Source organism: Tropicimonas sp. TH_r6, assembly GCF_033101155.1.
GTDB lineage: Bacteria > Pseudomonadota > Alphaproteobacteria > Rhodobacterales > Rhodobacteraceae > Tropicimonas.
The window spans coordinates 174,903-200,458 of record NZ_JAWMPX010000001.1 but is presented as its reverse complement, the minus strand read 5'-3'; the positions used below and the strand labels follow the sequence as shown (position 1 = coordinate 200,458).

The window sequence follows — 25,556 nt, the reverse complement described above, 5'->3', positions numbered from 1 at the left end:
AAGACGTGCAACCAGAGCCGCGTCAAACGGCTCCTGGTGCACTTAATTCGTCGCTTCGAGCCCTTCCGGCTTGCCGACAACGACGAAATGCAGCCCGTCGAGATCGACCAGCTCACTGGCGACCCGCTGGATATCTTCCACAGTCACGGCATTGATCCGGTCGTTGCGGGTCCGGATATAATCCGGCGTCAACGCGTCCATCTGCATGCCGACGAGGATGTTGGCGATCCGCCCGTTGCCGTCGAAGCGCAAGGGATAGGCGCCGGTCAGGTAGGTTTGAGCGCGTTCGAGCTCTTCCGCGCTGACGCCGTCCTCGGCCAGCCGCAGCCATTCGTCCCGGATCACCGCCACCGTCTCGCCAGCCCGGGCATTCACCGTGGAGGTCATGCCCATGAACATCTCGGAGAGGTCCATCGGATAGAGATAGGCGCCGATGCCGTAGGTCAGGCCGCGCTTCTCGCGCACCTCTTCCATGAGGCGAGAAGAGAAGCCGCCGCCGCCGAGGATCTGGGCCATGACATAGGCCGGGAAGAAGTCCGGGTCGTGGCGTTCCAGACCGCGCTGGCCAAACAGGATGACCGATTGCGGCGTGTCGAAATCGACAAGGGTCAGACCACCATCGAGGCTGTAGTCGATCCGTTCCGCAAGAGGCGCGCCTGTTGCGGGCAACTCGCCCAGCAGCGTGTCGAGCAAGTCCGTGAGCTCTTCGGCTGTAATATCGCCAACGGCCGAGGCGAAGACGCGGTCCTGACCCAGAACCGCGCCATGCGCAGCGGTTAGGTCGTCCCGCGACAGCGCGGTGACGCTGTCCACGGTGCCGTCAGAGACGCTTCCATAGGGGTGGTCCCCGAAAGCCAGCTCGTGAAAGCGGCGGGAGGCCATGGCTTCGGGGTCTGTCGCGTCCGACATGATGCCTGCGAGAACCTGACTACGCACCCGCTCGATCGCATCTTCGTCGAACCGGGGCTCGATGAGGGCCTGGCGCAGCAGTTCCATGGCTTCGGCGCGGTTTTCCGTCAGCACCTTGACGGAGATTGCGACCGCATCATCATGGGCACGGAAGCGGAACTCGGCGGCAAGGCTTTCGGTGGCGATGGTGAAGGCTTGCGAGTCCATCTCGCCTGCGCCCTCTTCCAGCAGCGCTGTCATAAGGTTGATCGCGCCACGCTTGCCGGGCGCGTCGAGGCTGGTGCCGCCCCGAAACCGCAACTCCAACGCGACGAAGGGGATCGAATGCTCCTCGACCAGCCACGCCTTGAAGCCGCCAGGGCTCTCGACCTCCAGAATGTCGATTTCGGCCCGTGCCGGCAGGGTGGCGAAAAGGGTCAGGGTCACGGCAAGGACAAATCGGATCATTGGGCAGTCTCCGTCAGCATCGCCAGTTCTTCCTTCTCGAGATAGCCCGTCACGGCATTGGCACGATCGAAGAGCCGGGCTGCGGCGGCCTCGACATCTTCGGGGGTCACTTTTTGAAGGACCTCCGGCCAGGCCTGCACGTCCTCGACAGTCAGCCCCGAGGTCAGCGCCTCGCCATAGCTGCGCGCGAGACCTTGCAGGCTGTCCTTGCGATAGATCTCGTTCGCGCGAAGCTGCATCTTCAGCCGTTCGAAGGTGGCTTCATCGACGCCTTCTTCCAGAAAACGGGCGATGGCGCGATCCATGTCGGCCTCGCCCTCAGCCAGTGTGCGACCCTCGACCGGCATGACCAGCAGGGTGAAGGTGGTCGCGTCCAGCGATAGCCCGTCATAAAAAGCAGTGGTGTAGAGCGCTGATTTTTCGTCAAATTCCAGCATTTGTCCCATCAGGGAGCTGGCGCTTGATCCGCCCAGAAGCTCCGCGAGATAGACCAGCGCGGCCGCTTCCTGCTGTGCGCCGGAATTGCGCTCCGGGGCGAGATAGGTCCGCTTGACATACGGGTTGCCGACCCTCGGATCGGCGAAGCTCAGGCGACGCTCGGCCCGTTGCGGCGGTTCCTGCGGGCGGACGCGGTCGGGCAGGTCCGGATTGGCGGGGATTGCGCCGTAATGCGCCTCAGCCAGTGTGCGGATCTCTTCAGGCTCGACATCGCCAGCGACGATCAGGATCGCATTGTTGGGGGCGTAATACTCCGAGTAGAAATCCAGCGCATCCTCACGGCCCAGCCCTTCCATCTCGTGTTTCCAGCCGATGATGGGGATGCCGTACGGGTGATTGAAATACTGCGCCGCCCGCATCTGCTCTCCAAACAGCGCACCGGCGCTGTTCTCGACGCGCTGGTTACGTTCCTCGAGAATCACGTCGCGCTCGGGCAGAACTTCGGCATCGGTCAGTTGCAGACCGGTCATCCGATCCGCCTCCATCTCCATCATCAGGCCGAGTCGATCAGCGGCGACGCGTTGGAAATAGCCGGTGTAATCCTGGCTGGTGAAGGCATTGTCCGACCCGCCATTGAGTTCGACCGTGGAGGAGAACTCGCCCGGCTCAAGCGATTCTGTCCCCTTGAACATCAGGTGTTCGAGAAAATGGGCGATTCCGGATTTGCCGGCGGGCTCGTCCGCGGCCCCGACCCGGTACCAGACCATGTTCACGGCAACGGGAGCACGGTGATCCTCGATCACCACCACGTCCATGCCATTGTCCAGCGTGAAGCTCGTGACTTCTTCGGCGGTTGTCACGGTGGGCAAGGCCAGTCCGCAGGCCAGAAGAAGGGTCGGCGCGATGGCTCGATGCATATCAATCCTCATCAGATCAGATTGGGATGAAAGATACGGCCGTGGACGCGGCAATCAACCGCCTCCACGAGGATGTGACCGCGGTTGAGAGAATTCTTAGTTCGCTTCCGGGTCCGGCGGAGCGGCAGACGTGGCGCGGCCCTTGCTGCGGTACAGCCAAGTCGTGCTGTGCTGGTTCAGTTCTTCGCGCTCGTAGGCGTCATAATAGGTCGTGAGACCAAAGAGCCGCTCCATCAAGCGTCCCCGATTGCGCTTGCGGAATTCGAGATCAGCCACAGCCAGATCGGTACGGATCTGCGGATCGACGCCGTAACGCGTGGTTTGCCGGATCAGCGCTCCATCCGGGCCAAGCTTGCCATCCGTCTGGATGCGGGCCGGGTTGCCGCCGAGCGCCGCGACGGCTTCGGCTTGCGGATTGACATCGGTCCGGTTCGCCACGCCAGTGGTCGGCGCGGGCAATGCGTTCAGATCCTTGGGGATTTCGATCGGCTTGGTGGGCAGGATTGCAAACTCGTCCGGAGTGTTCTGGCCGCGTTGCGGTTGCATCAGTCCGGGCTCTCTTCGCTCGCAGCCGGCAACCGTCACGCAGAGCGCAAGCAGCACACCTGCCCGTGCCAGTACCGTCGCTCGCATCGCTGCCTCCGTCATCCGCTTTTCGCCTCTTTAGCCCAAGCAAGCGCCCGCGTCACGAGGGCTTTTCGCCCTCGGCGGAATCTCCCGTGAAAAGAATGAGCCCAAAGGCACCGAGGAAGATGAACACATCCGCCACGTTGAAAACATACGGATTCTGGAAGCCGCAGCAGGACATGTTGAGAAAGTCGCGCACGCCCGGATAGAGCAGCCGGTCGAAGGCATTGCCCAGCGCGCCGCCGATGATCAGACCGGCGGAGGCAAAGGACCTCCAGTTGTGGAAGTTCTTTTTCGCCCAGTAGAGCAGCATTGCGCAGAGAGCGACCGAGAGCACGATCAGAATCCAGCGCTGCCCTGCGGCGCTGTCGGCAAAGAGGCCGAAATTGACGCCCGTGTTCATGCCCTTGCGGAAGACGAGATAGGGCGGGGCAACGTCGATCTGGGCCAACGCCTCCGAGCTGAACAGCCCGAAGACGTGGAATTTTGACCACTGGTCGAAGAGGAAGGCGGCCAGAGCCGCGAGCCAGAGAGACCGCATCCGTTCAGTGCCGGAAGTGGCGCATGCCGGAGAAGACCATGGCGATACCGGCTTCGTCTGCCGCCGCGATCACTGTGTCGTCCCGCATCGAACCGCCCGGCTGGATCACTGCTGTTGCGCCGGCCTCGGCGGCTGTCAGCAGACCGTCCGGGAAGGGGAAGAAGGCGTCGGAGGCGACGACCGAGCCCTTGGTCAGCGGCGCGTCGAGACCGAGCTCGGCGGCCATGTCCTGCGATTTGCGCGCCGCGATGCGGGTCGAGTCGACCCGGCTCATCTGGCCTGCGCCGACGCCGACCGTCGCGCCGTCATTGACATAGACAATCGCGTTCGACTTCACGTGTTTTGCGACCTTCCAGGCGAAGAGCAGATCACGCAGCTCGTCTTCCGTCGGTGCCCGCTTGGTCACGACCTTGAGGTCCTCCAGCGAGACGTGGCCGGTATCCTTGTCCTGGACCAGGTAACCGCCGGAGACCTGACGGATCGTGGTTCCGACCGCGCGCGGATCGGGCAAGCCGCCGGTTTCGAGCAGGCGCAGGTTCTTCTTCTTGGCAAAGATCTCGGCGGCTTCCGGCAGAATCTGCGGGGCGATGACGACCTCGGTGAAGATCTCGGCGATCTCCTTGGCGGTTTCGGCGTCCAGCGGCTGGTTCAGTGCGATGATGCCGCCGAACGCGGAGGTGCGGTCGCAATCAAAGGCGCGGGAATAGGCCTCGGCCAGCGTCGCGCCACGCGCCACGCCGCAGGGATTGGCATGCTTGATGATCGCGCAGGCAGGCCCGTCCGCAGGTGCGAACTCGGAGACCAGTTCGAACGCGGCATCCGTGTCGTTGATATTGTTGTAGCTCAGCTCCTTGCCCTGAAGCTGTTTCGCCGTGGCGACACCGGGGCGGTCCGAGCCGTCCTTGTAGAAGGCCGCTTTCTGATGCGGGTTCTCACCGTAGCGCATGGTCTGGGCCAGCGTGCCGGCCACGGCGCGGCGCCGCGGGGTCTCGACGCCGATGGCGCCGGCCATCCAGGTCGAGACGGCGGCGTCATAGGCCGCGGTGCGCGCATAGGCGATCTGCGCCAGCTTCCTGCGAAATCTCGCGCAGGTCGCGCCACCATGCTGGTCCATATCGCCCACCAGCTTGGCGTAATCCTCGACATCGGTGACAACGGTTACGAAGGCGTGGTTCTTGGAAGCGGCGCGGATCATCGCCGGCCCGCCAATGTCGATATTCTCGATGCAGGTGTCGTAGTCGGCGCCTTTCGCGACCGTTTCCTCGAACGGGTAGAGATTGACCACCAGCAGGTCGATCTCGACGATCCCGTGCTCGGTCATGGCCGAGACATGTTCCTCGTTGTCCCTGAGCGCCAGCAGTCCACCATGCACTTTCGGGTGCAGGGTCTTGACGCGGCCATCCATCATCTCGGGAAAACCCGTCACCTCGGAGACGTCCTTCACCGCCAGCCCCGCTTCGCGCAGCGCCTTCGCCGTGCCGCCAGTCGAGAGCAGTTCCACACCACGCTCGGAAAGTGCCTTGCCGAGGTCGACCAGCCCGTCCTTGTCGGACACGGACAGAAGGGCTCGGCGGATGGGGCGGGTCTCGGACATGGCAGCTTTCCTCGGTTCAGTCAGTCAGGTGGTCGTCATCGTCGCGGACGACATCTCGGATCGCCTGCGGGGTATCCTGTGCTTTCGCCAAGGTCCAGTTTATCTGGCAAGCTCCGTCCAGAACCCGGCAGGAAAGCACGATCTGCCGGCTCGCGCGGGGCTTCAGTCGGCCCGGTTCAAGATAGACGCTCGGTTCCAGCGCGAGGTCGGCCGATCCGGCATAGCGGAAGACCCAGATCTCCCCGCTCTTCTGCGCCATCGAGATGGCAGCGCCGCCCATGTCGAGCGTCGCATCGACATCCGGATGCAGGTGAAAACGAATTGTGAAGCTCACGCCCTGCAGCTGCGCTTCGGTCATGTGTCGCTCGAATATGGCGCGGTCGGCCCGGCTGACGGCGCCCAGAGTGTCCTCGCCATCGAGCGTGCGCCCGTCGCGGGACAGCGAGAGCTGGCGGACATGGGTCAGCCCATGCGTGGCGACATATCCGTCATGGCCGGCGAGGACATGGAGCCGGTCGACCTTGGATTCCTGCTGGAAGCGAACCTCCTTTGGCAGGTCATGCAGGATCTCGCCCCGCTTTCCGCGCCCCAATCCGACCATGCCGAGCCGGGAGGAGGAGAAACCGTCGATTCCCAGTGTCGAATGGCTCGGCGTGGCCCGGCCCGCGCGCCGCCAAGTCTCGCCGAAGGTTGCGCCGGGGCCGCAATTGACGATCAGGGGGCGCCGACCCGAGGTCATTTCGAAGGAGAGCGTGGAGGCATGGGCGTTGACCGAGGCCGCGCCAACCGGAGGCAGGGCCGCGTCGAGGATCACGGAGGTCCGCCCCGCCGCGAGCCGTGCGAAGCCCATCGCGAGTCCCTCATGCAGCTCGGGACGGATGCCCGCAGTGGCCAGCGCATGATCGAGCCGCCCCTCCAACCCGCGCGCGCCGCCATGAAACCGAGCCAGCCCGCCATCGGCATGGCGCAATGCCCGAAGCGTGGGAGCTATCCGGCGGATGGCGTCTTCGAGCTCCTGTTCCGGCCGCTTTCCGGCCTCCATCATCGCCTGCGCCGCCCAGATCAGCAGGGTGAAGACTTCCAGCAACTCTTCCGGGTTGCGGGTCGGCAATCCGCCCTCGGCATCGATCCGAGCGTCGCATTCCCGAGACAACGCCTTGATCGCCGGACCGACATGCCTCTCCTGCCCGTTGAGCGACAGCCCGGCATAGATCAGCCCGGTCAGCGCCTCGAAGCGCGGAAGGCCGGGCCCGGCGACCTGCCAGCGGCGGGAGAGAAAGAGCGTCTGTCCGGCCAGCGCGCGAAAGAAGCGGCGCGATTGCTCCGGCGTGCTGCCATTGAGCAGGAAGATCGCGTGGTTGATCCAGCGGATCAGGCGGCGGCCGACAAGATCCGGTGTCCAGCCCGGCCCGGCACCACGCCCGAAGCGCTCGATCCAGTCCCAGGCCCAGCGTTGTGCGACCGTCCTTGCGGCGATATCGCCAACGGCGGCGAGATCATCGAGCCAGCGGAAGCCGTGCAACTCGACCTCGAAGCGGGGCGAAGGCATGTCGAGATCCCACATCGCGGTCTCGGGGGCCTCGATCAGGTGGCCGGCGAAGAGGAAATTGCCGGCAATGAGCTGCCGGCCGCGGGAGAAGCTGCCAATGGTGCGCGGTTCGGGCTGGTTGACGAACCCGGTTGCGGGGCGCGCACGGGCGGAACGGTGGGCGGCGATACGGTTCATCAGCCGGACGCGACGCTCTTGTAGACTGGGTTTTCCCTCAACATGTTCCATGACGACGGCTCCAGCCCCCTCGATCTTGTGCCGAACCGCGACACCAGTTCTCGCGGCGGAGAATAGGCCCGCGCTTCGCCGCTGTCAGGCCTTGCGCAGTGCGGCGATGAAGAATCCGTCCAGACCGCCGCGTTCCGGCCACATCTCCGGGGTGGTCCGCAGCGCGCCGGGTCCCGCGGTCCAATTCGGCTCTGCGCTGGACAGGTTTGCCACGGCCTCTTCGTCCAACCGCAGCTCCGGGTGTTTTTCAAGGGCCCGTTCGAGCTGTTTTTCGCCTTCCTCGGGCAGCAGCGAACAGGTGCAGAAGACCAGGCGTCCGCCGGGCGCGAGCATTTCGACGGCGCGGTCGAAGAGCTGTTCCTGTAGCGCGAAGAGCGTCTTGATGGAGGCGGCGTCCTTGGCGAAGGGCAGGTCCGGGTGGCGCCGGATGGTGCCGGTGGCCGAGCAGGGCGCGTCGAGCAGGATGGCGTCGAACGGGGCGTCGGGTTGCCAGTCCAGCGCGTCTGCGACGACGATTTCGGCCGAGAGCCCGGTCCGGGTGAGGTTCTCTTTCAGGCGTTCAAGCCGCGTTTCCGAGACATCCAACGCCGTGACCTCGGCGCCAGCGGCGGCGAGCTGCAATGTCTTGCCGCCGGGAGCGGCACAGAGATCGAGCACGCGCTCGCCGGTTTGCGGAGCGAGTATCCGGGCCGGCAGCGCGGCGGCGGCATCCTGCACCCACCAGTCGCCGGTTTCATAGCCGGGCAGGGCCGAGACCTGGCCCGCCCGGGTCAGGCGCAGCGAACCGGTGGTGAGTGCATCCCCTTCCGGCAGGAGGCTCGCATCGCCCTTCGGCGTCAGGTCGATTGGTGGGGTGGCTTCGAAGGCCGCCTCCATCCGTGCCACCCGCGCATTGCCATAGGTTCCGCCGAGCCGGCCACGCAACCAGTTGGGCAGTCGCTGCGGTTGGCCCTTGTCCCAGCTCTCCTGTCCGGTCTCGGCCACCCGGCGCAGCACGGCATTGACCATGGGCGCGGCATTGGGCTGTTCGCGCTTGGCGATGGTGACAGCGGCATTGACCACGCCATGCGCGGCCTCGCCCTCGGCCAGCATCTCGACAACGGCCAGCCGCAGGAGCGCCACGATCCCCGGACGGGGACTGCGCTTCAGGAAGGGTTTCATTGCCGCATCGGCGCGCCCCGCGAGCCGTAGCGTGGTCCGTGCCAGCCGCCCGGCCCGGGCCCGGATCTCCGGCGGAGCCTTGACGAAATGCGGGTGCTGTTCCATCTCCGCGAGCAGCATGTGCTCCTCCCAGACGCCCTGAAGCAGATCCAGCGCCAGCTGTCGCGGCCCGGTGCCGCTCGGTTGCCCTTGGCTCATGCGACGGCCCTTCCCATTGCTCTTTGATCCGCGCGGCGTATATCACGCATGCAGGATCGACAAGGACAAGCGCATGGACGACCAGACACAGCAAGAGCCGGACCAGCCCGAACTGGACCCCGAAGCCGCCGCGAAAGCCGAGGCCGAGCGCCGCAAATCGCTGCCGCCCGCCGCCCTTCGCGCGCTGGAAGAAGCCGAGGAGCGCCGTGCGCGGGCGGAAGCGGAGGCCGAGGCCATGCCGACCGAGCTCGGCGGGCGTATCAAGGGGCTTGAGCCGATCCGCTATGGCGACTGGGAGAAGAAGGGTCTGGCGATCGACTTCTAGAGCACGCCGGTTGCCAACCGTGTGAGGCGGCATCTTAGAAACACGCAAGATCGCTGCCTGAATTTGCGCAGAATGCTCTAGGTGGGCCGCTTGGCCCCCTCGGGCGGCAGCGTCGCGACGACCTGCGTTTCGCTACGGGTGAAGCCGCAGGACCGATAGACCCGACCCGCCGGCCCGTCGCTCAGCGCGATGATGACCGGCACCGCCTCGGGGTCGATGCTCCGCACCCAGTCCACCCCGGCCAGCACCATCGCCGCGCAGATCCCGCGCCGCCGATGGCTGGCCCGCGTCTCGACCGATTGGTAGCGCGCCACGCCGGAGGCCACGAAAACTCCGAGATCCCCCACCAGCAGGTCGCCGTCGAAAGCGCCGATCCACTGGCCCCATCCCTTTGCGATCTGTTTGCGACGCACACGGAACCGGTCGAGCAGATACGGCTCGTAGCCCTCAAGCACATGCCCTTCCTCGACCCCGATTGCGGTCTGTAGCGCAACGACCTGTTCCCATTCAGTCTCGGTATCGATCGGGCGAATCTCGATCCCCTCCGGGTGAGGATGGGCGCGCGGCGGCCCGTCCAGCGTCAGCGCGTCGATCTGTTCGATCTCGTAGCCCATCTCGGCGAGCCGCGCATGGCCGGGTTCTTCGGCCATCTCCGGCACATCCCAGGCAAGCGTCACATGGCGCGCCTGCGGAAAATCGGCCCGAAACTGCGCCTGCTGCGCCTCGGGATCGACCCTGTCGCTGCGGAACATCACCATGTTGCCCCACCAGAAATCGGGCTGGGAGGGGCTGCGCAGGACGATCCGGTCAGGATGCAGCTCGGTCTCGGCCTCCCCCGTCAGCACCAGCACGTCGCTGCGCAGGCCGAGCGAGCGGATCGCCGCGAGGGTCTCGGCGAAGTCGGTCACAGCCCCAGAACGTCCAGCATGGAGTAATGGCCCGGCTTCTTGTCCTGACCCCAGAGTGCCGCCTTCAGCGCGCCGCGGGCGAAGAGCGCCCGGTCGGAGGCGATATGGCGCAGCACGATCCGTTCGCCGGCGCCGGCAAAGATCACGTCATGTTCGCCGATGATATCGCCGCCCCGGATCGCCGAATAGCCGATGCTGCCGGGCGCCCGCGCGCCGGTGATCCCGTCCCGTGCGGCGACATAGCTTTCCTTGAAATCCAGTCCGCGCCCTTCGGCGGCAGCCTCTCCCAGCATCAGTGCGGTGCCAGAGGGTGCGTCCACCTTGTGGCGGTGATGCGCTTCGATCACTTCGATGTCGAAATCTTCGTCCAGCGCGGCAGCGACCTGCTTGGTGAGCTGCGTCAGCAGGTTCACCCCGAGGCTCATATTGCCGGCCCGCACGATCACGGCATGGCGCGCCGCCGCGTCCAGCTTTTCCAGGTCGGCATCGGTCATGCCGGTCGTCCCGATGACATGGACTGCCCGCGCCTGCGCCGCGATCACCGAAAGATCGACCGTGACCTGCGGCGTGGTGAAGTCGATCACGCCCTGCGCCCCGGCCATCGCCTCAAGCGGATCGTCGGTGACGTAGACGCCGGAGGGTTGTCCGCCCATCGCCGCGCCAAGATCCTGGCCGACCCAGTCATGGCCGGCGCGCTCCACGGCGCCGACAAGCCGCATCCCCGGATGCGCGCTCACCTCGCGAACGAGCATCTGCCCCATACGCCCCGACGCGCCCATCACCACGATTCCCGGTCTATCGCCCATCTGCCAGCCTCCTTGCTTTGCGCCTCCTTTAGCCGAGCACGCAGCGGCAGGCAAAGGCCTGCTTGCGCTGAAGGCCCTGCCGCCCTAGGTGAGAAGGCATGGCTAAGAACAAATTCCATAACGGGCCCGGCCCCTCGCAACGCCAGCTCCGCGTTGGTGAACTGATTCGCCGGCGCCTGGCAGATGTGCTCAACCATGGTGATGTGCACGATCCGGATCTCAACCGGATGTCGATCACCGTTGCGGAAGTGCGGACCTCGCCGGATCTGAGATTCGCGACCGCCTTCGTGATGCCGCTCGGCGGCGACCACGCTCAGGAAGCGATGGAGGCGTTGATTCGCAACCGTTATGAGCTGCGCAAGATCGTCGCCAAAGGGTTGACGCTGAAATACGCGCCTCAGCTGCGTTTCGAACTCGACGACACATTCGACCGGATGGACGAGACCCGGCGGCTCTTCTCCGACGAACGGGTGCAGCGCGATGTCGAGGCCGGTCATGAGGATGATGATGCGGTCTGAGCGCGTGACTTCGCTCCGGACCCTGCTCGGCGCCGCAACGCTTGCCCTTCTCGCTCTTCCGGCGCAGGCCGCGCCCGACTGCGGCAAGCTTGTCCATGACGGCAACAGCTACACGGTCTGCACCCTGCGGGCCGATCGCGACGAGATCCGCCTCTTTCACAGTGACGCGCAGGGCCGTCTTCTCGGCAGTTTCTCCGCCATCGATTCGGCGCTGGAGCCGGAAGGCAAGCAGCTCACCTTCGCCATGAATGCCGGCATGTATCACGATGACCGCAGCCCGGTCGGCCTCTATCTGGACCAGGGGGTCCAGTCCGGTCCGCTGGTCACGCGCGACGGGCCGGGGAATTTCGGCCTGCTGCCCAACGGTATCTTCTGTCTCAAGGAGCATGCCGCGGCGGTGATCGAAAGCCGTAGCTACGCCGCCGACGCGCCCCGTTGCACCTATGCGACGCAATCCGGCCCGATGCTGGTTATCGACGGCAAGCTGCATCCGCGGTTCCTCGAAAACGGCAGCAGCCGGTATATTCGCAACGGCGTGGGCGTGGCGGCGGACGGGGTCACCGTGTATTTCGCCATCTCCGACAACCGGGTGAATTTCCACAGCTTCGGCCGGCTCTTTCGCGACGAACTGAAGACCCCGAACGCGCTCTATTTCGACGGCAAGGTCTCGCGTCTGCATGCTCCATCCATTGGACGTTCCGATAGCGGCTTCCCGCTGGGACCGATTGTCGGTGCGGTTGGTCCTGACGACTAAGCCCCCATGCGCAAGGCCTGTTTGCGAACCACCAGTGCGGCGACCAGCCCGGCGCTGGACGTGGCCAGCATCAGCCCGAGCAGGATCGCCGGCGGGTTGGGACCGGTCACGGCAAAGCCGGTGAAGGTGGTCGCAACAGCTCCGTAAGCGACAACCAGCGCGCCTGAGAGTCCTGCCGCCGTCCCCGACAGTTCCGGCCGGATCGACATCGCTCCGGCGCTGGCCGAGGGGACGCTGAGCCCGTTGCCGGTGCCGACGCAGAGCGTGGCGGCGATGAAACTGGCAAGCCCGCCCTGTCCTGAGAGTTCGAGCAGCAGTCCGATGGTCAGCCCGATACAGGCCACCAGCCGCCCGGCCAGCAATGTCGGGATCAGCCCGGCCCGTGCGCTGTAACGTCCGGAGAGGAAGCTGCCGAACATGAAGCCGCAGGTCGTCGTGGCGATGACGTAGCCGAGCTGTGACGGGCTCAGGCCGAAGCCGGTCTGGGCCACGTAAGGCGCGCCGGCGAGGAAGGTGTAGAAGGCGCCGGTGGTGAAGGCCATGCAGAGCGCATTGGCCCTGAAGACCCCCGAGCGGAGCAAGGCGCCGGAGCCGGAGAGCATCGTTTCCGGTTGCCCGGTCTGTGCGGGTCGGGTTTCGCCGAAATCCTGCCAGCAGATCGCCAGCGTGCCCGCGCCCAAAAGCGCCAGGATCACGAAGCCGGCGCGCCAGCCGAGCGTGGCCTCCAGCACCCCGCCGACGATTGGCCCGAGCATCGGTGCCAGCGCCATGGCCATGTTGATCTTGCCGATCATCCCGGCGGCATTCGCGTCCGAGCGGGTGTCCCGCACGACGGCAAGGGCGACGACATAGCCACCAATCGCCGCCCCCTGGAGCGCGCGGAAGGCGGCGAGGGCGGGGAAGCTGGGTGCAAACGCGGCGCCGGCCGAGGCGAGGGTGAAGAGAGCGATCACGCCGAGCAGGACGGGGCGGCGGCCATGGCGGTCAGCGAGCGGCCCGATCAGGGGCTGCATCAGGGCCGTGACGGCGAGGTAGCCGGAGACCAGCAGGCTGGCGCTGGTATAGCTGGTCTCGAAATCCGTCGCGATCCCTGGCAAGGAGGGCAGAATCATGTTGAGGCTCAGCACGGAGATGGCTGTCAGCAGGACCAGCGTGGCAAAATGGGGCGGGCTGCGCATGGCCTCTCCTTGGACTCGCCGGACCCTAAGGGCGGTCTTTGGGCGGGTCAACGGTGGCTCAGACCGGGTGGGTCGCTCGGGTCGGTGTTGTGCATTGATGGCGGCCACCAACGCTCTTCATCCTATTTGACGAGACAGCGATCCCATTTTGGGTCGCGTTTCGGCCGAACATGCCGCGCCGCGAAGCGGCGCCACCGCCGCACGAGCTATGCTCGGCGGCACGCTCCCCGCGCCACCCAAGCACGTTCCCTGAGGTCGGAACGTGGTCATCGGGAGGGTCCTTCATCATGGTTTCACGATGTGGGATCTCCTGTTCATGGGGCAGCCCGGACGGTTTCTTGTCCCAAGGGCAGCTCTGTTCAGCCTCAATCGATCTCACGCAAAACTCCCTTGGCAGAACCAGCCCGCCGACAGTGCTCCGCCATGGGCGTAGAAAAGCCAGAGCCGGTCGCCGTTTTCCGTCTCCACGCACCAGTAATCCCGCGTGCCGGAGCGCCACTCGGGCTCTTCCAACCACCATTCCGGCGCGATTCTCTCCGGTCCCCGCGCCCCGGCTATGCTGAAATCCCGCCGTCGCCAGCGGAACCCTTTCGGTGGGCGGACCGGCATCGCGGGCGGCTCGGAAGGTTGGATCGGTTCGGGGCGAAAGAGAAGCAACGGGCGTGGCAGGGGTGGCTGGGTCGGCCAGTCCCGCGCCGGCTCGGACCAGGCGGCGGCCAGCACCTTGGTGGTCTTCTCCGGGATATGGCTGTCGGCCGGGTGCAGCCGGGTGATCGCCTCCAGTCCGACCCGCGCGCCGAGTCGCCCGATCAGGTCGTCCAGCGCAGCGCTTGCGCCGTTGCGCCCGCGTCGCGCCTCGCCATCGGCCGCCGCACCAAGGTGGCCGCGATGCTGCGTGGCGTGGACCGGTTCGGTCACATGCGCTTCCAGCCGCAGCATGTCGATGCCGGGGCCCGCCTCGATCTCCTGCAGTTTCATCGCCAGCAGCGGGCGCAGTCGCTCCGGGTCGGACGAGGGCCGGGCGAGCCCGACCTCCACCGGCTGCATCGTGTGATCGCAGCGGAAGGCCTGGAAGCGGACCCGGCGGGCGCCGCGCCCACGCGCGCGCAGCCGTTCGGACAATTCTGGCAGCAACCGGTCCAGCCCGGCGCGGACATCCTCCTCCAGCCCGATCGGTTCGGGCAGGGTCAGACGGACGGCGAAACGGTCCGGCGGACGGGCGGGAGAGACCGGCTCCGGCACCAGCCCGAAGGCCTGATCGAGCCGCAGCACCAACTCCTTGCCGAAGCGCCGCGCCAACCCGGCGCGCGGCTGACCGGCCAACTCGTCGATCCGGCGCAGCCCGAGCCGGGCGAGTTGGGCGGAGGTCTCTTCGGGCAGGCGCAGCGCGGCCACTGGCAGGGCGGCGAGCGCGGTGCGGGTCTGGCCCGGCGGTGCGATCCGGGTACTACCAGCCGTCTCCGTCGCCAGCCGTGGCGCCGCTCCGCCCCGTTCCCAGTGCCGCCGCTTGACTGCGCGCGCCCGCGTCGCCCGTGCCTCCTGGTCGATGGCATCGCCGGAGCGCCCGCTCGCCGCACTGCGTCCGGAATAACGCGCCACGGCCCAGGCCGCGCCCACCGTATCGGCGATGCCGCCACGCGCCGTGAGACCGAGATCGGTGCAGTCCGCCTCGGCCTGCGCGAGCAGTGCTGCCTCGCCGCCGAAGAGATGGGCGCAGCCGGTGATGTCGAGCAGCAGCGCGTTGGTGCCGCCTTCCGAGACCCAGGGCGAGTATTTTCCGGCCCAACGGCGCAGGAGTGTCAGGAAGGCGGCCTCTGCCTGCGGGTTGGCGAGGCGGGTGACCAGATCGGGGCAGAGGGCCTGCGCGTCGCGGAGCGCTTGGCCGGGTGTGAGGCCGGCCTGCGAGGCCTCGGCCGAGAGGGCGTGCAGGATCTGGGTATTGCCCACGTCGCGCACCACCGCGAACGGGCCGGTCAGCGCGGCACCTTCGCGGCGCAGGATGCGCTCGGCGGCGAGGCGGGGGAACCACAGGGAGAGGATCCGGCGCGTGGAGGCAGGGAGAGAATCGGATGGCATGGGATTTTGTTCACTTTATGTTCTCATTTTACCGTCATGGCGCCGAGAGTCGAGTCGTCTGGATGGGGCTGTCTCGCGCTCGCCGCCGAATTCGGAAACCGGGCGCTGCGGGTTAATCCGCTTAACCGCACCCCGCTGAACTCGGAACACTGCATCGCTGGGCGAACGGAAGGCGCTTTGCGCCATCAAAATGGCAAAAGGGGAAGCGGCAGTCCGCAGAATGCGAAGGGACAGTTTGAAAACCTCAACGTCCTGTTTGAATTGGAAGGCTTCGAAATACCCCGCAAGAAACACCCATTCCGGATCTGTGGGGGCAGTTGGCGGCTATGATCCGGTCGAGATCTGCCGCGGCCCGTCGCAAGGATTTCCGCTCAAGTCCTCGCGCCCTACCGGCAGGAAGAACAGACAGAGCTTGCGATAGGAGTTGCGTTCGGCCCCTGGTATCGCTTGCGGAAGCAATCCCCTGCGCACGCCCGGACGTGCATGGTCAGACGATAGGCGTCGACATGCATGTCTTTCATCTACGCGGCAGATGCTGACGGAGCCGCGGGAACGAACCGTATCGGCCTCCGACACCATGGCCTTTCGCTCGACGAGGCAAGTCTTGTCGGGAACTGGACCTCTGGCCGAATTCAATGCCATCCTGGTGCAGGTAGAGCTTATCGGCTCTCAGATCAGGGCCGATTTCAGGTTGTTCAAGCATCTCTTCCAGCATGAAGGCGCGTGCGCCTGCCCGGATCAGGCAGGTTCGGTCCGTACCGCCTTTCCTTCAAGAATCCCGAGCGTTGCCGCGACAACCGCATCCGGCGTGATTCCGAAATGTTCGAAGAGCTCATTTTCCGGCGCCGAGGCCCCGAAGCTCGACATGCCAACAAAGACGCCATCTTCGCCGATGAAGCGTTCCCATCCGAGCCGGACCGCCGCTTCCACGGCAACCCGGGCTGTGCCGCGTCCGATTACGCGGGCCTTGTAGGCCGGGTCCTGCCCCTCGAAGAGTTCCCAGCAGGGAACGGAGACGACAGTCGTCGGAATCCCCTGCGATTCCAATATTCTCCGCGCGGCCAGCGCGATCTGCACTTCCGAGCCGGTGGCAAAGAGCGTCGCCTGTCTGTCTCCTGAGGCCTCCGCGATCACATAGGCGCCGCGCGCCGAAAGGTTCTCCGCATCCGCGCGTGCGCGCAGGGTCGGGATAGCCTGGCGGGCATTGATCAGCGCGGTGGGACCGGACCGGTTTTCCAGCGCCAGTTCCCAGCATTCCGCCGCCTCGACCCCGTCGCAGGGCCGGAAGACGTTGAGATTGGGCATGGCGCGCAGGCTGGCGAGATATTCCACCGGTTGGTGGGTCGGCCCGTTGCGGCCGATGCCGATGCTGTCATGGCTGAAGCCGAAGATCACCGGCAGCTCCATCATCGACGCCATCCGCAAGGCGTGGCGCTCGTAATCCGAGAAGACGAGGAAGGTGATCCCGAAGGGCACCACGCCGCGATGCGCCGCCATGCCGTTCATCATTGCGCCCATGGCGAATTCGCGCACGCCGTAATGGACGTAGCGCCCGCGCCGGTTCTCCGCCGTGAAGGGCTGGAGGCGGCGCTTGTGCTTGGTCGCGGCCTCCAGATCCGGCGCGCCGGAGATCAGTTCGGGAATGGCATCGCTTATCGCGTCGAGGATCTCGCCGGAGGTGGCGACACCGGGCTGGGTTGGTCGTTCGGTGGCATACTGCGCCTTGCGGGCGGCCAGCACATCGCGCCAGCCATCGGGTAGCGCGCCGCGCATCAGCCGTTCGTATTCGGCTTTCAACGCCGGACCGGCGGTCGTGAGACGGTCCTGCCAGGCCAGACGCTCGGCCCGCCCGCGGGCGCCGCCTTCGCGCCAGGGGGCCAGCAGCTCGGCAGGAATCTCGAAGGGCGCGTGCTTCCAGTTCAGCTGGTCGCGCGCCTCGACACCGTCCTCGGGGATCACCGGGCCGCCATGGGCGACACGCAACCCGGCAAGCCGGGGCGCACCTTTGCCGATGGTCGTGTGGCAGGTGACGAAGGACGGGCGCGGATCGGCCTTGGCGAGCCGGATCGCGGCGTCGATGGCCGCCGGGTCGTGCCCGTCACATTCGATGCAATGCCAGCCGGCGACGCGGAACCGCGCGGCCTGGTTCTCGGTGATCGCCTGATCCGTGGCGCCGTCATCGGTGATGCGGTTGCTGTCGAAGAGGAAGATCAGGTGACCGAGCCTCAGATGTCCGGCCAGCTCCGCGACCTCCTGGCTGATGCCTTCCATCAGGCAGCCATCGCCCACAAGCGCGTAGGTGTAGTGGTTGCAGATCTCCGGGCCGAAACGGGCCCGCAGCGATTCCTCGGCCAGCGCCATGCCCGCCGCGTTGGCGATGCCCTGCCCGAGCGGGCCGGTCGTGGTCTCGATCCCGGCTTCGGGGTCGAGCTCCGGATGTCCCGGGCAATGCGAATGCAGCTGTCGGAAGTTCCGGATCTCCTCCATCGAGATCTTCTGGAAGCCGGCCAGGTGGTTGGCGGCATAGATCAGCATGGAGCCATGGCCGTTGGACTGGACGAACCGGTCCCGATCCGGCCAGGTCGGATCGGAGGCGTCGAACTTCATATGCCGGTTATAGAGCGTGGTGACGATATCGGCCGCGCCAAGCGGTGTGCCCGGGTGCCCGTCGCCAGCATGTATGATGGCGTCGAGCGCAAGGAACCGGACGGCGTCCGCCATACGGGAAAGGTCTGCCATGGTGAGGGTCCTCAGAGCAGGTCGTTGAGCATACGCATCGTGGAGGTCGGATTGCGGCTCTTGTAGCGCGCGGCCATGTCGTCCTTGTCGATGCGGGTGGAGATTTCCTTGAGCTTGTTGGCAATCGCCGCCGCGTCGGTGAAGACCTGGCTGGCGTCATGCTCCTTGCAGACGATGTCGAAGGCGATCCAGTCGTCGTAGCCCAGACGCTCCAGCGTGTAGAACAGCTCGATGAATTCCCAGGTGTGCCAGGTGCCCGGCGTCAAGTCCCAGTCGCCGCGGGTGTCGTTGTCGTTGATATGGACGTAGAAGAGCCGGTTGCACTTGTGCAGCAGCGCGGCGGCGGCGGCCGGGTTCTCGCCAGCGAGGAAGCAGTGGCCGGCATCCAGCGTGGCGCCGAGATTGTCCGCACCGACGATATTGGCGAAGGCGATCAGCTCGCCGGCATTGCCGATCTGGCAGCGCACGCGCGGCTCGTTCACCTTGTATTCGATGCAGACTTTCAGGTCGCGGTTATGGGCGCAGATCTTCTCGAAACACTCGGCCGAATAGTCCAGCGCGGCAATCGGGTCGAGCTCGAACGGGTAGTCGAAGCCCTCGTTCAGCGGGCAGGTGTGGAAGCGCGGCGCGCCGAGTTCGGCCGCCAGATCCATCGCGCGCTTGGCATCGTCCACGGCGGCCTGACGGTCGGCCGGGTCCTCGGCGGTCCATGCACCGCGCAGCCAGCGGTCGTTGCGCACGCTGGCATAGTTGATCGCAGAAACGGCGAGATTGTTGCGCTTGAGGGCTTCCTTGGTCGCGGAGACGTCCGAGGTGTCGGCCGGGCAGCGTATCTCCACCGCGCCAATGCCTTCCGCCGCGCCGGCGCGGTCGAGATGGGTCGGGGTGTCGGCGGCATCCTGGTAGACCATGAAGCGGTTCTTGGTCTGGCCGAGGAAGAGCGTGATGATCGAGAGCTTCAACATGGCGGGGTCCTTGGTTTCGTTGTCTTGTTCAGAATTCGCCGCGAACGACATGTCGCGGGGTGCCTTCCACGAAGGCTTCGATGAGGTCGATGAGTTGGTCGGCGAGGGCTTGCTGCGCTTCCAGGCTCGCCCAGGCGACATGCGGGGTGACGATCACGTCCGGGCGTTGCGCGAGCCGCATGAAGGTGCTGTCCGCTGCGGGCGGCTCGGGCAGGGTCACGTCCAGTCCCGCGCCGCTCACCAGTCCGGCATCCAGCGCGCGCTCGAGGTCTTCCTCGACGATGAGAGGGCCACGCGCGGTGTTGATGATCAGCGGGCACTGTTTCATGGCTTCGAATTCGGGCCAGCCGAGCAGGCCTTCTGTGGCCGGGATCAGCGGGCAGTGCAGGGTCAGGATTTCGGCCCGTTCCAGCACCTCGTCCCAGGGCGTGTAGAGTGGCCCCAGCCCGGTCGAGCCCTTGTGGGCTGCGAAGAGCACTTCCATGCCGAAGGCGCGGGCAAGACGGGCGACGTCTTGTCCCAGCGCGCCTTCACCGACAATGCCGAGGGTCGCGCCCGCGAGGTCTCGGATCGGGTGGTCGTGGAAGCAGAACTGGTCCGCCGCCTGCCAGCGCCCGCCGCGCACATCCTCGCGATAGGCGCAGATGGCGCGGCGCAGGGAGAGGATCAGCGCGAAGACATGCTCTGGCACGGTGGTGCCGGCATAGCCGCGGATATTGGTGACGGTGATGCCGCGCTCGGCGCAGGCGGACGTGTCCACGCAGTCGGTCCCGGTCGCGGCGACAGCGACGAGGCGCAGGTCCGGCAATTGCTCCAGAATCGTCCGATCCAGCCGGACCTTGTTGACGACGGCGATTTCGGCCCCCCTCAGCCGTTCCACGACGTGCTCGGGTGCCGTGTGCGTGTGATCCTCCCAGCGATGCGGAAAGCCCGGCGGGCGCAGCCGAACACTTCCGGCGAGCGTTTCCGAGTCCAGAAAGACGATTCTGCGCTCTGACATTCCGTACTCCGCTGCGCAAAAGAAGGATCGTTCGTGTATACTACAACGCATACATAATTTACGGCAATGCGGCATCTGTGCTTTTTTCAGGACCGTCGGGCGGGTCCATGATATCGCTTTGGCCGGATTGGGGGACGGGGCTGGCGATGTTTGACGAGACCGACCTTGAACGATTCGTCGAGGCACAGGAAGAGAGCTGGACCGGGGCGATGTCGGAAATCGATGCCGGGCTCAAGCAGGGGCACTGGATATGGTACATCTATCCGCAACTGCGCGGGCTTGGGTTCAGCCATCGGGCGCACTATTTCGGCATTGCCGATGCGGAGGAGGCGCGCCGCTATCTCGCCCATCCGCTGCTCGGCGCCCGGCTGCTTGAAAGCTGCGCGCGGCTGATGCCGCATGCGGGGGAAAGCCCGGAGCGGCTCCTTGGCGATGTGGATGCCTGCAAGCTGCAATCCTGTGCCACGCTCTTCGCTGCGGTTGCGTCCGACCCGGCCCCGTTCGAAGCCGTGTTGGACGCCTTTTTCGACGGCGAGCGCTGTGAAAGCACGTTGGAGATGCTGGCGGATGGGTCGGCGTAGCGATCACATCCTCGTCGAGAGTCAGGCGCCCGGGTCCAGCCAGTCCGGGCGGCCAGGCAGCGACAAGCTTGCCGTGGTGGCGGGTGTTTCCGAGATCACCTTGCCTGCCCGGATCACGGCGAGGCGGGTGGCGCGCAGTCGGATCGCCTCAATCGGATCGGGCGCCTGCAGGATGACGAAATCCGCCTTGCACCCCCTGGCGAGCCCGTAGCCCTCCAACCCCATGATCTCGGCGGAATTGACCGTCACCGCATCGAAACACCAGCGCATGTCGTCGCGGCTGGAAAGCTGGCCGACATGAAGGCCCATCGCGGCGACGTCGAGCATGTCGGCGCGACCGAGCGAATACCATGGATCCTTCACGCAATCCGAACCGAAACCGACCCTCATGCCCGCGTCGCGCAGCTCGCGGACACGGGTCTGGCCACGGCGCTTGGGATAGCTGTCGTGGCGCCCCTGAAGCATGATGTTGATCAGAGGGTTGGGGATGATGCGCATCTCGGCTTCAGCCATCAGGGCGATGAGCTTGGAGACGTAATAATTGTCCATGGAATGCATCGAGGTCAGGTGCGAGCCGGCGACGCGGCCCTGTAGCCCGAGGCGTTGGGTCTCGTAGGCCAGCGTTTCCACGTGGCGCGAGTGGGGGTCGTCGCTCTCGTCGCAATGCATGTCGACCATCAACCCGCGCTCGGCCGCGATCTCGCAGAGCTGCCGGACGGAGTCTGCGCCGTCGGCCATGGTGCGCTCGAAATGCGGGATCCCGCCGACCACGTCGACACCCATGTCGAGCGCGCGGATGGTGTTGGCCATCGCCGTCGGATCGCGGAGGACGCCGTCCTGCGGGAAGGCGACGAGTTGAAGGTCGATATAGTCCTTCACCGTCTCGCGCACTTCGAGCAGAGCCTGTACGCCGGTGAGGCGGTCATCGCAGGTATCGACATGGGATCGGATCGCGCCGAGACCCATGGAGACGGCGATGTCGCAATAGGCGAGCGCGCGTTGGACGATGTCGTCGACGGACTGGATCTGCTTCAGCTCGCCCCAAAGCGCGATGCCTTCGAGCAGCGTGCCCGAGACATTCATCCGCGGGGTGCCGAGGGAGAGGGTCGCATCCATGTGGAAATGCGGGTCGACGAAGGGCGGCGTGACGAGGCGGCCGGTGGCGTCGATGGTCTTCGTGGCCTCGGCGGGGATGTTGGGCTCGATGGCGGTGATGAGGCCGTTCGCGCAGGCGATATCGGCGATGGCGCCGTCGGGCAGGGTGGCGTTTTTGACGAGAAGGTCGAGCATGATTGGCTCCTTCAGAAGAACGGAAGTGCGGAGGGCGGCACCCGACCCTTGGCAGGTGCATGCACCGTTTGATGGGAGGCCGGGCAGCAACAGATCGAGCGGAGCGCCATTGCTAACGTTGCCCTTTGAACCACGGCTTCAGAAGCGCACGCGGATAGTCCGCCTTCCGTGCCGCAATGATCAAGGCAATAATCGACAGCACATAGGGCACCATCAGGAAAACCTGCCCCGGCACGATTGCCCCGGCCATGGTCTGCAACCGCACCTGCAGCGCGTCGAACATGCCGAAGAGCAACGCCCCGAGCAGTGCCTTGCCCGGTTGCCAGCTCGCGAAGATCACCAGCGCGATGCAGATCCAGCCGCGCCCATTGACCATCCCGAAGAAGAAGGCGTCGAAGGCGGACATGGTCAGAAATGCTCCACCAAGCGCCATCAACGCCGAGCCCGCGACCACGGCACCAATGCGCAGGCGCATGACGGAGAGACCTTGCGCGTTCACCGCGTCCGGATTGTCGCCTACCGCCTTGATCGCCACGCCGAGCGCGGTGCGGTCCATCAGGTACCAGACCAGCCCGACCAACAACAGAGCCAGCCATGTCAGCGCTGTCTGCTGGAAGAGGACGGGGCCGAGGAAGGGGAGGTCCGAGAGCACGGGGATGTCGAGCGCGCGGAAGGGTTCGATGCGCGGCGGGGTCGCGACCTGCGGGAAGATCGTCCGATAGGAGAAGGACATGAGCGCGGTGGCGAACATGGTAATGCCAAGGCCCGAGACATGCTGGGAGAGACCAAGCGGTACGGTCAGCATCGCGTGAAACAGGCCGAAGAGTGCCCCGGAGAGCGCGGCGGCGATGACGCCGAGCCAGAGCGAACCGGTCCCGTAGGCCACCAGCCAGCCCATCATCGCGCCAACGACGAAGATCCCCTCGATGCCGAGATTGAGCACGCCGGAGCGCTCGCAGAGCAGCGCGCCGAGCACACCGAAGATCAGCGGCGTGGCGATCCGGAGCGATGCGGCCCAGAAGCTGTCGGTGAGGAAGATGTGGATGAGGTCCATCATGCCGCGTCCTCCGTTCGAACGCGCCGGATCCGGAAGCGGGCAAAGAAGCCGCCGAGCAATACGCAGATGAGGGACATGGAGACCGTGAGATCGGCGAGGAAGGAGGAGACGCCCATGGCCCGGCTCATCGAGTCGGTGCCAACAAAGACCGAGGCGATGAAGAGCGCGGCGGCGACTACGCCGAGCGGCGAGAGCCCAGCGAGCATGGCGACGACGATGCCGGTATAGCCGAAGCCGGGCGAAAGGTCCGTCGTGAGATAGCCTCTGAGACCGGCCACTTCGGAGACGCCGGCAATCCCGGCCAGCGCGCCGGACGCAAAGGCGACCGAGAGGAAAATCCGCGTCACCGGCATGCCCGCATGGCGCGCGGCAGCGGCATTTTCGCCGACAGCACGGATACGCAGCCCCCAGACGGTCATGGCCATGATGACATGGGCGATGATGGCCGTGCCGATGGCGAGCAGGAAACCGGCGTGGAGCCGCATTTTGGCAATGAGTTGCGGCAACACCGCCTCATCGACAATCGGTTCCGATTGCGGCCAGCCGAGGCTCATCGGGTCTTTCAGCGGCCCTTCCAGCATCATCTGAACGAAGATCAGGATGATGAAGTTCAGCAGCAGCGAGGTCACGACCTCATCCGCCCCGAAGCGCGTCTTCAGCAGCGCCGGACCAAGCATACCAAGGCCACCTGCGACAGCACCGGCCAGCAGCACAATGGGCACGAGCAGGATAGGCGGGCCGTCGATCATCCCGGTTCCGACCCACACCGCGGCCATGGCGCCGAGATAGAGCTGCCCCTCGCCGCCGATATTCCACAGCTTGGCGCGGAAGGCGACGGCGGCGGCCAGCCCGGTGAAGATCAGCGGCGTGGCGCGCGTCAGCATCTCCGTGAAGGAGAAGAGAGAGCCAAAGACGCCGGTAAACATCTGGCCATAGGCCGCAAAGATGGGCGCCCCGGCGAAGGCGAGCGGGATTGCCGCCAGTAGTAGCGACCCGATGGCGGCCAGCAGCGGAACACCCGTTGTCAGGCGTCGGGAAGGCTGTTCCCTGGGAACGATCTCGATCATGCGGCATGTCCCGCCATCAGCTGGCCGATGGACGCACGGTCCCGGCTTTCGGTTTCGGTCAGTTCGCCGGCATGCATGACCAGCACGCGGTCGGCGAGAGAAAGGACCTCGTCGAGATCCTCGGAAATCAGGATCACGCCCGCACCCTTGTCCCGCGCAGAGATGAGCCTGCGCGAGACCTCGGCGGCAGCGCGGAAATCCAAGCCACGCGTAGGCTGATTGGCGAGAATCACGTTCGGCTGCGTCTCCAGGACGCGCGCGAGGATCAGCTTCTGGATATTGCCGCCCGAGAGCAACGCCGAGCGGGCATGGATGCCCGGGCCGCGCACGTCATAGGCCGCGCTGAGCTCTTCGGCATTCTTCGCCATGGAGGCGCGGCGCAGGAAGCCCGCGCGCTGCACATCCGCATCCCCAAGCCGTTCGATCACCAGGTTTTCGGCCACGCTGAGCGCGTCGATGATCCCATCATGATGCCGGTCCTCCGGGATCCGCCCGATCCCGTGGGAGAGCGCGGCGCGTGGGGTCAGCGCGGCGATGCGTTCGCCGCCAACCTCGATCGCACCCGCATCCGGCGCCAGCAGCCCGGACAGCACCCGCGCCAATGCGCTCTGCCCGTTGCCGGAGACGCCTGCGATGCCGACAATCTCGCCGGCTCTCAGATCCAGATGAAGGTCTCGCAGCCCGCGCGTCTCGCGGGTGGGATGGATCGACACGCCGTCGAGCTTCAGCACGCTGTCGCGCGGCGTGCCGGGCGTGCGTTCCGGCATGTCGTGCTCCTCGCCGATCATCATGCGGATGATCGAGGCGGTATCGGCATCATTCGTCGCCATCTCGCCGGTCTTCTTTCCGTGGCGCAAAACGGCGATGCGATCCGAGAAGGCCAGCACTTCGCGCAGCTTGTGCGAGATGAAGATGACCGACAGGCCCTGCTCCACCATCGAGCGTACGGAGGCAAAGAGCATGTCGGCTTCCTGCGGGGTGAGCACGGCGGTGGGTTCGTCCAGAACCAGGATACGGACATCTCGATAGAGCGCTTTGAGGATCTCGACCCGCTGGCGCTCGCCCACGGAAAGCTCCCGCACCTTGCGGTCGAGCGGCGCGTCCAGCCCGGAATGGATCATCAGGGCTTCGAGCTTGGCACGGGCGGCGCGGCGATTGCGGTTCAGGTGTAGCAACCGTTCGGTGCCAAGCAGGATGTTGTCGATGACAGAGAGGTTCTCGGCCAGGGTGAAATGCTGGTGCACCATGCCGATCCGCGCCTCGATGGCGGCTTGCGGCTGGCCGGGCGGCAGGATGATCTCCGTTCCATCCTCGTGCCAGACATGCACGCTTCCCGCATCGGCCGTGTATTGGCCGAAGAGCATATTCATCAGCGTCGTCTTGCCGGCGCCGTTTTCGCCGAGAAGGGCCAGAACCTCGCCGCGGGCAAGCTCGAGATCGATATGATCGGCAGCGAGTACCGAGCCGAAGCGCTTGGTCATGCCGCGCAGGGAAAGGACGGGAGGGCTATCGGGCATCGCGCACCATTCGGTCTGTGTGCGGAGGGGCGCGGCCGACCCTGGGAGGGCGTGCGGAACCGTCGTCTCGGGCCGGCCGCCGCCAAACCGTCACACGCCTGTTCTTCTTGCAACGTCGGAAAGCGCCCTCCCGGGGGAGGGTCGGGCGCGGCCCGGCGTTACCGCC

Annotated in this window: 22 protein-coding genes; 4 read left to right on the top strand and 18 right to left on the bottom strand. The window is 65.8% G+C overall.

All coding sequences use genetic code 11. The annotated features are described in order from the left end of the window. Nucleotides 1–42 precede the first annotated feature (42 nt). From R3X27_RS00860 to R3X27_RS00830, 7 genes are all read right to left on the bottom strand, one after another. Nucleotides 43–1,356, bottom strand: coding sequence for a pitrilysin family protein (locus R3X27_RS00860; RefSeq protein ID WP_317706919.1), 1,314 nt, complete (start codon nucleotides 1,354–1,356; stop codon nucleotides 43–45). After that, on the bottom strand, nucleotides 1,353–2,711 hold the full coding sequence (locus R3X27_RS00855; protein WP_317706918.1) for a pitrilysin family protein: 1,359 nt from the start codon (nucleotides 2,709–2,711) through the stop codon (nucleotides 1,353–1,355). Before R3X27_RS00855 ends, R3X27_RS00860 begins: the two co-directional genes overlap by 4 nt. Nucleotides 2,712–2,807: 96 nt before the next feature. Continuing rightward, nucleotides 2,808–3,344: a DUF3035 domain-containing protein gene (locus R3X27_RS00850; protein ID WP_317706917.1), complete on the bottom strand. Its 537-nt coding sequence runs from the start codon at nucleotides 3,342–3,344 to the stop codon at nucleotides 2,808–2,810. Nucleotides 3,345–3,396: 52 nt separating this feature from the next. Continuing rightward, nucleotides 3,397–3,879 (bottom strand): signal peptidase II, encoded by a 483-nt coding sequence (gene lspA / locus R3X27_RS00845; protein WP_317706916.1) that lies wholly within the window; start codon nucleotides 3,877–3,879, stop codon nucleotides 3,397–3,399. 4 nt (nucleotides 3,880–3,883) lie between these two features. Next, on the bottom strand, nucleotides 3,884–5,473 hold the full coding sequence (gene purH / locus R3X27_RS00840) for a bifunctional phosphoribosylaminoimidazolecarboxamide formyltransferase/IMP cyclohydrolase (protein ID WP_317706915.1): 1,590 nt from the start codon (nucleotides 5,471–5,473) through the stop codon (nucleotides 3,884–3,886). Nucleotides 5,474–5,489: 16 nt separating this feature from the next. After that, entirely contained in the window at nucleotides 5,490–7,250 is a 1,761-nt protein-coding gene (locus R3X27_RS00835) for a heparinase II/III family protein (RefSeq protein ID WP_317706914.1), read from the bottom strand. A gap of 84 nt (nucleotides 7,251–7,334) precedes the next feature. After that, complete coding sequence (locus R3X27_RS00830; RefSeq protein WP_317706913.1) at nucleotides 7,335–8,609, bottom strand: RsmB/NOP family class I SAM-dependent RNA methyltransferase; 1,275 nt, start codon at nucleotides 8,607–8,609, stop codon at nucleotides 7,335–7,337. Nucleotides 8,610–8,682: 73 nt separating this feature from the next. Here R3X27_RS00830 and R3X27_RS00825 point away from each other — a divergent pair, with 73 nt between their 5' ends. Beyond that, on the top strand, nucleotides 8,683–8,934 hold the full coding sequence (locus R3X27_RS00825) for a DUF1674 domain-containing protein (RefSeq protein ID WP_317706912.1): 252 nt from the start codon (nucleotides 8,683–8,685) through the stop codon (nucleotides 8,932–8,934). Nucleotides 8,935–9,011: 77 nt separating this feature from the next. On the opposite strand, the gene R3X27_RS00820 is transcribed toward R3X27_RS00825, so the two are convergent. Both R3X27_RS00820 and dapB read right to left on the bottom strand, forming a co-directional pair. After that, nucleotides 9,012–9,842, bottom strand: coding sequence for a hypothetical protein (locus R3X27_RS00820; protein ID WP_317706911.1), 831 nt, complete (start codon nucleotides 9,840–9,842; stop codon nucleotides 9,012–9,014). Next, complete coding sequence (gene dapB, locus R3X27_RS00815) at nucleotides 9,839–10,648, bottom strand: 4-hydroxy-tetrahydrodipicolinate reductase (protein ID WP_317706910.1); 810 nt, start codon at nucleotides 10,646–10,648, stop codon at nucleotides 9,839–9,841. The genes R3X27_RS00820 and dapB overlap by 4 nt, the downstream gene beginning before the upstream one ends. A 98-nt stretch (nucleotides 10,649–10,746) precedes the next feature. On the opposite strand from dapB, the gene rbfA reads away from it, so the two are divergent. Next, nucleotides 10,747–11,166 carry a 30S ribosome-binding factor RbfA gene (gene rbfA, locus R3X27_RS00810; RefSeq protein ID WP_317706909.1) on the top strand — a complete coding sequence of 140 codons (420 nt, stop codon included), beginning with the start codon at nucleotides 10,747–10,749 and terminating at the stop codon, nucleotides 11,164–11,166. Next, a complete protein-coding gene (locus tag R3X27_RS00805) occupies nucleotides 11,150–11,920 on the top strand; it encodes a phosphodiester glycosidase family protein (RefSeq protein ID WP_317706908.1) in 771 nt (256 codons plus the stop codon). Before rbfA ends, R3X27_RS00805 begins: the two co-directional genes overlap by 17 nt. On the opposite strand, the gene R3X27_RS00800 is transcribed toward R3X27_RS00805, so the two are convergent. The 5 genes from R3X27_RS00800 to R3X27_RS00780 all read right to left on the bottom strand — a co-directional run bounded on the left by R3X27_RS00800 (nucleotide 11,917) and on the right by R3X27_RS00780 (nucleotide 19,878). Next, on the bottom strand, nucleotides 11,917–13,098 hold the full coding sequence (locus R3X27_RS00800) for a multidrug effflux MFS transporter (RefSeq protein WP_317706907.1): 1,182 nt from the start codon (nucleotides 13,096–13,098) through the stop codon (nucleotides 11,917–11,919). The genes R3X27_RS00805 and R3X27_RS00800 overlap by 4 nt on opposite strands. A 375-nt stretch (nucleotides 13,099–13,473) precedes the next feature. Then, nucleotides 13,474–15,174, bottom strand: coding sequence for a DNA polymerase Y family protein (locus R3X27_RS00795; RefSeq protein ID WP_317706906.1), 1,701 nt, complete (start codon nucleotides 15,172–15,174; stop codon nucleotides 13,474–13,476). A 738-nt stretch (nucleotides 15,175–15,912) separates the two neighbouring features. Continuing rightward, nucleotides 15,913–17,913, bottom strand: a complete 2,001-nt coding sequence (gene tkt, locus R3X27_RS00790) for a transketolase (protein WP_317706905.1) — start codon at nucleotides 17,911–17,913, stop codon at nucleotides 15,913–15,915. An 11-nt stretch (nucleotides 17,914–17,924) separates the two neighbouring features. Beyond that, nucleotides 17,925–18,878 carry a sugar phosphate isomerase/epimerase family protein gene (locus tag R3X27_RS00785; protein ID WP_317706904.1) on the bottom strand — a complete coding sequence of 318 codons (954 nt, stop codon included), beginning with the start codon at nucleotides 18,876–18,878 and terminating at the stop codon, nucleotides 17,925–17,927. A gap of 28 nt (nucleotides 18,879–18,906) precedes the next feature. Beyond that, nucleotides 18,907–19,878, bottom strand: a complete 972-nt coding sequence (locus R3X27_RS00780) for a D-2-hydroxyacid dehydrogenase (RefSeq protein WP_317706903.1) — start codon at nucleotides 19,876–19,878, stop codon at nucleotides 18,907–18,909. Between the two features lie 107 nt (nucleotides 19,879–19,985). On the opposite strand from R3X27_RS00780, the gene R3X27_RS00775 reads away from it, so the two are divergent. Further along, a complete protein-coding gene (locus R3X27_RS00775) occupies nucleotides 19,986–20,459 on the top strand; it encodes a DUF1810 domain-containing protein (RefSeq protein WP_317706902.1) in 474 nt (157 codons plus the stop codon). A gap of 21 nt (nucleotides 20,460–20,480) precedes the next feature. On the opposite strand, the gene R3X27_RS00770 is transcribed toward R3X27_RS00775, so the two are convergent. The 4 genes from R3X27_RS00770 to R3X27_RS00755 all read right to left on the bottom strand — a co-directional run bounded on the left by R3X27_RS00770 (nucleotide 20,481) and on the right by R3X27_RS00755 (nucleotide 25,390). Further along, nucleotides 20,481–21,749 carry an amidohydrolase family protein gene (locus tag R3X27_RS00770; RefSeq protein ID WP_317706901.1) on the bottom strand — a complete coding sequence of 423 codons (1,269 nt, stop codon included), beginning with the start codon at nucleotides 21,747–21,749 and terminating at the stop codon, nucleotides 20,481–20,483. Nucleotides 21,750–21,861: 112 nt separating this feature from the next. Continuing rightward, complete coding sequence (locus R3X27_RS00765) at nucleotides 21,862–22,803, bottom strand: ABC transporter permease (protein WP_317707170.1); 942 nt, start codon at nucleotides 22,801–22,803, stop codon at nucleotides 21,862–21,864. Further along, complete coding sequence (locus R3X27_RS00760) at nucleotides 22,803–23,870, bottom strand: ABC transporter permease (protein ID WP_411572450.1); 1,068 nt, start codon at nucleotides 23,868–23,870, stop codon at nucleotides 22,803–22,805. The genes R3X27_RS00765 and R3X27_RS00760 overlap by 1 nt, the downstream gene beginning before the upstream one ends. Continuing rightward, on the bottom strand, nucleotides 23,870–25,390 hold the full coding sequence (locus R3X27_RS00755; RefSeq protein WP_317706899.1) for an ABC transporter ATP-binding protein: 1,521 nt from the start codon (nucleotides 25,388–25,390) through the stop codon (nucleotides 23,870–23,872). The genes R3X27_RS00760 and R3X27_RS00755 overlap by 1 nt, the downstream gene beginning before the upstream one ends. Between the last annotated feature and the right edge of the window lie 166 nt (nucleotides 25,391–25,556).

Coding starts and splice junctions, on each gene's coding strand:
- R3X27_RS00860 (WP_317706919.1), bottom strand. CDS start 1,356: ATGATCCGATTTGTCCTTGCCGTGACCCTGACCCTTTTCGCCACCCTG.
- R3X27_RS00855 (WP_317706918.1), bottom strand. CDS start 2,711: ATGCATCGAGCCATCGCGCCGACCCTTCTTCTGGCCTGCGGACTGGCC.
- R3X27_RS00850 (WP_317706917.1), bottom strand. CDS start 3,344: ATGCGAGCGACGGTACTGGCACGGGCAGGTGTGCTGCTTGCGCTCTGC.
- lspA (WP_317706916.1), bottom strand. CDS start 3,879: ATGCGGTCTCTCTGGCTCGCGGCTCTGGCCGCCTTCCTCTTCGACCAG.
- purH (WP_317706915.1), bottom strand. CDS start 5,473: ATGTCCGAGACCCGCCCCATCCGCCGAGCCCTTCTGTCCGTGTCCGAC.
- R3X27_RS00835 (WP_317706914.1), bottom strand. CDS start 7,250: ATGGAACATGTTGAGGGAAAACCCAGTCTACAAGAGCGTCGCGTCCGG.
- R3X27_RS00830 (WP_317706913.1), bottom strand. CDS start 8,609: ATGAGCCAAGGGCAACCGAGCGGCACCGGGCCGCGACAGCTGGCGCTG.
- R3X27_RS00825 (WP_317706912.1), top strand. CDS start 8,683: ATGGACGACCAGACACAGCAAGAGCCGGACCAGCCCGAACTGGACCCC.
- dapB (WP_317706910.1), bottom strand. CDS start 10,648: ATGGGCGATAGACCGGGAATCGTGGTGATGGGCGCGTCGGGGCGTATG.
- rbfA (WP_317706909.1), top strand. CDS start 10,747: ATGGCTAAGAACAAATTCCATAACGGGCCCGGCCCCTCGCAACGCCAG.
- R3X27_RS00805 (WP_317706908.1), top strand. CDS start 11,150: ATGATGATGCGGTCTGAGCGCGTGACTTCGCTCCGGACCCTGCTCGGC.
- R3X27_RS00800 (WP_317706907.1), bottom strand. CDS start 13,098: ATGCGCAGCCCGCCCCATTTTGCCACGCTGGTCCTGCTGACAGCCATC.
- R3X27_RS00795 (WP_317706906.1), bottom strand. CDS start 15,174: ATGCCATCCGATTCTCTCCCTGCCTCCACGCGCCGGATCCTCTCCCTG.
- tkt (WP_317706905.1), bottom strand. CDS start 17,913: ATGGCAGACCTTTCCCGTATGGCGGACGCCGTCCGGTTCCTTGCGCTC.
- R3X27_RS00785 (WP_317706904.1), bottom strand. CDS start 18,878: ATGTTGAAGCTCTCGATCATCACGCTCTTCCTCGGCCAGACCAAGAAC.
- R3X27_RS00780 (WP_317706903.1), bottom strand. CDS start 19,878: ATGTCAGAGCGCAGAATCGTCTTTCTGGACTCGGAAACGCTCGCCGGA.
- R3X27_RS00775 (WP_317706902.1), top strand. CDS start 19,986: ATGATATCGCTTTGGCCGGATTGGGGGACGGGGCTGGCGATGTTTGAC.
- R3X27_RS00770 (WP_317706901.1), bottom strand. CDS start 21,749: ATGCTCGACCTTCTCGTCAAAAACGCCACCCTGCCCGACGGCGCCATC.
- R3X27_RS00765 (WP_317707170.1), bottom strand. CDS start 22,803: ATGGACCTCATCCACATCTTCCTCACCGACAGCTTCTGGGCCGCATCG.
- R3X27_RS00755 (WP_317706899.1), bottom strand. CDS start 25,390: ATGCCCGATAGCCCTCCCGTCCTTTCCCTGCGCGGCATGACCAAGCGC.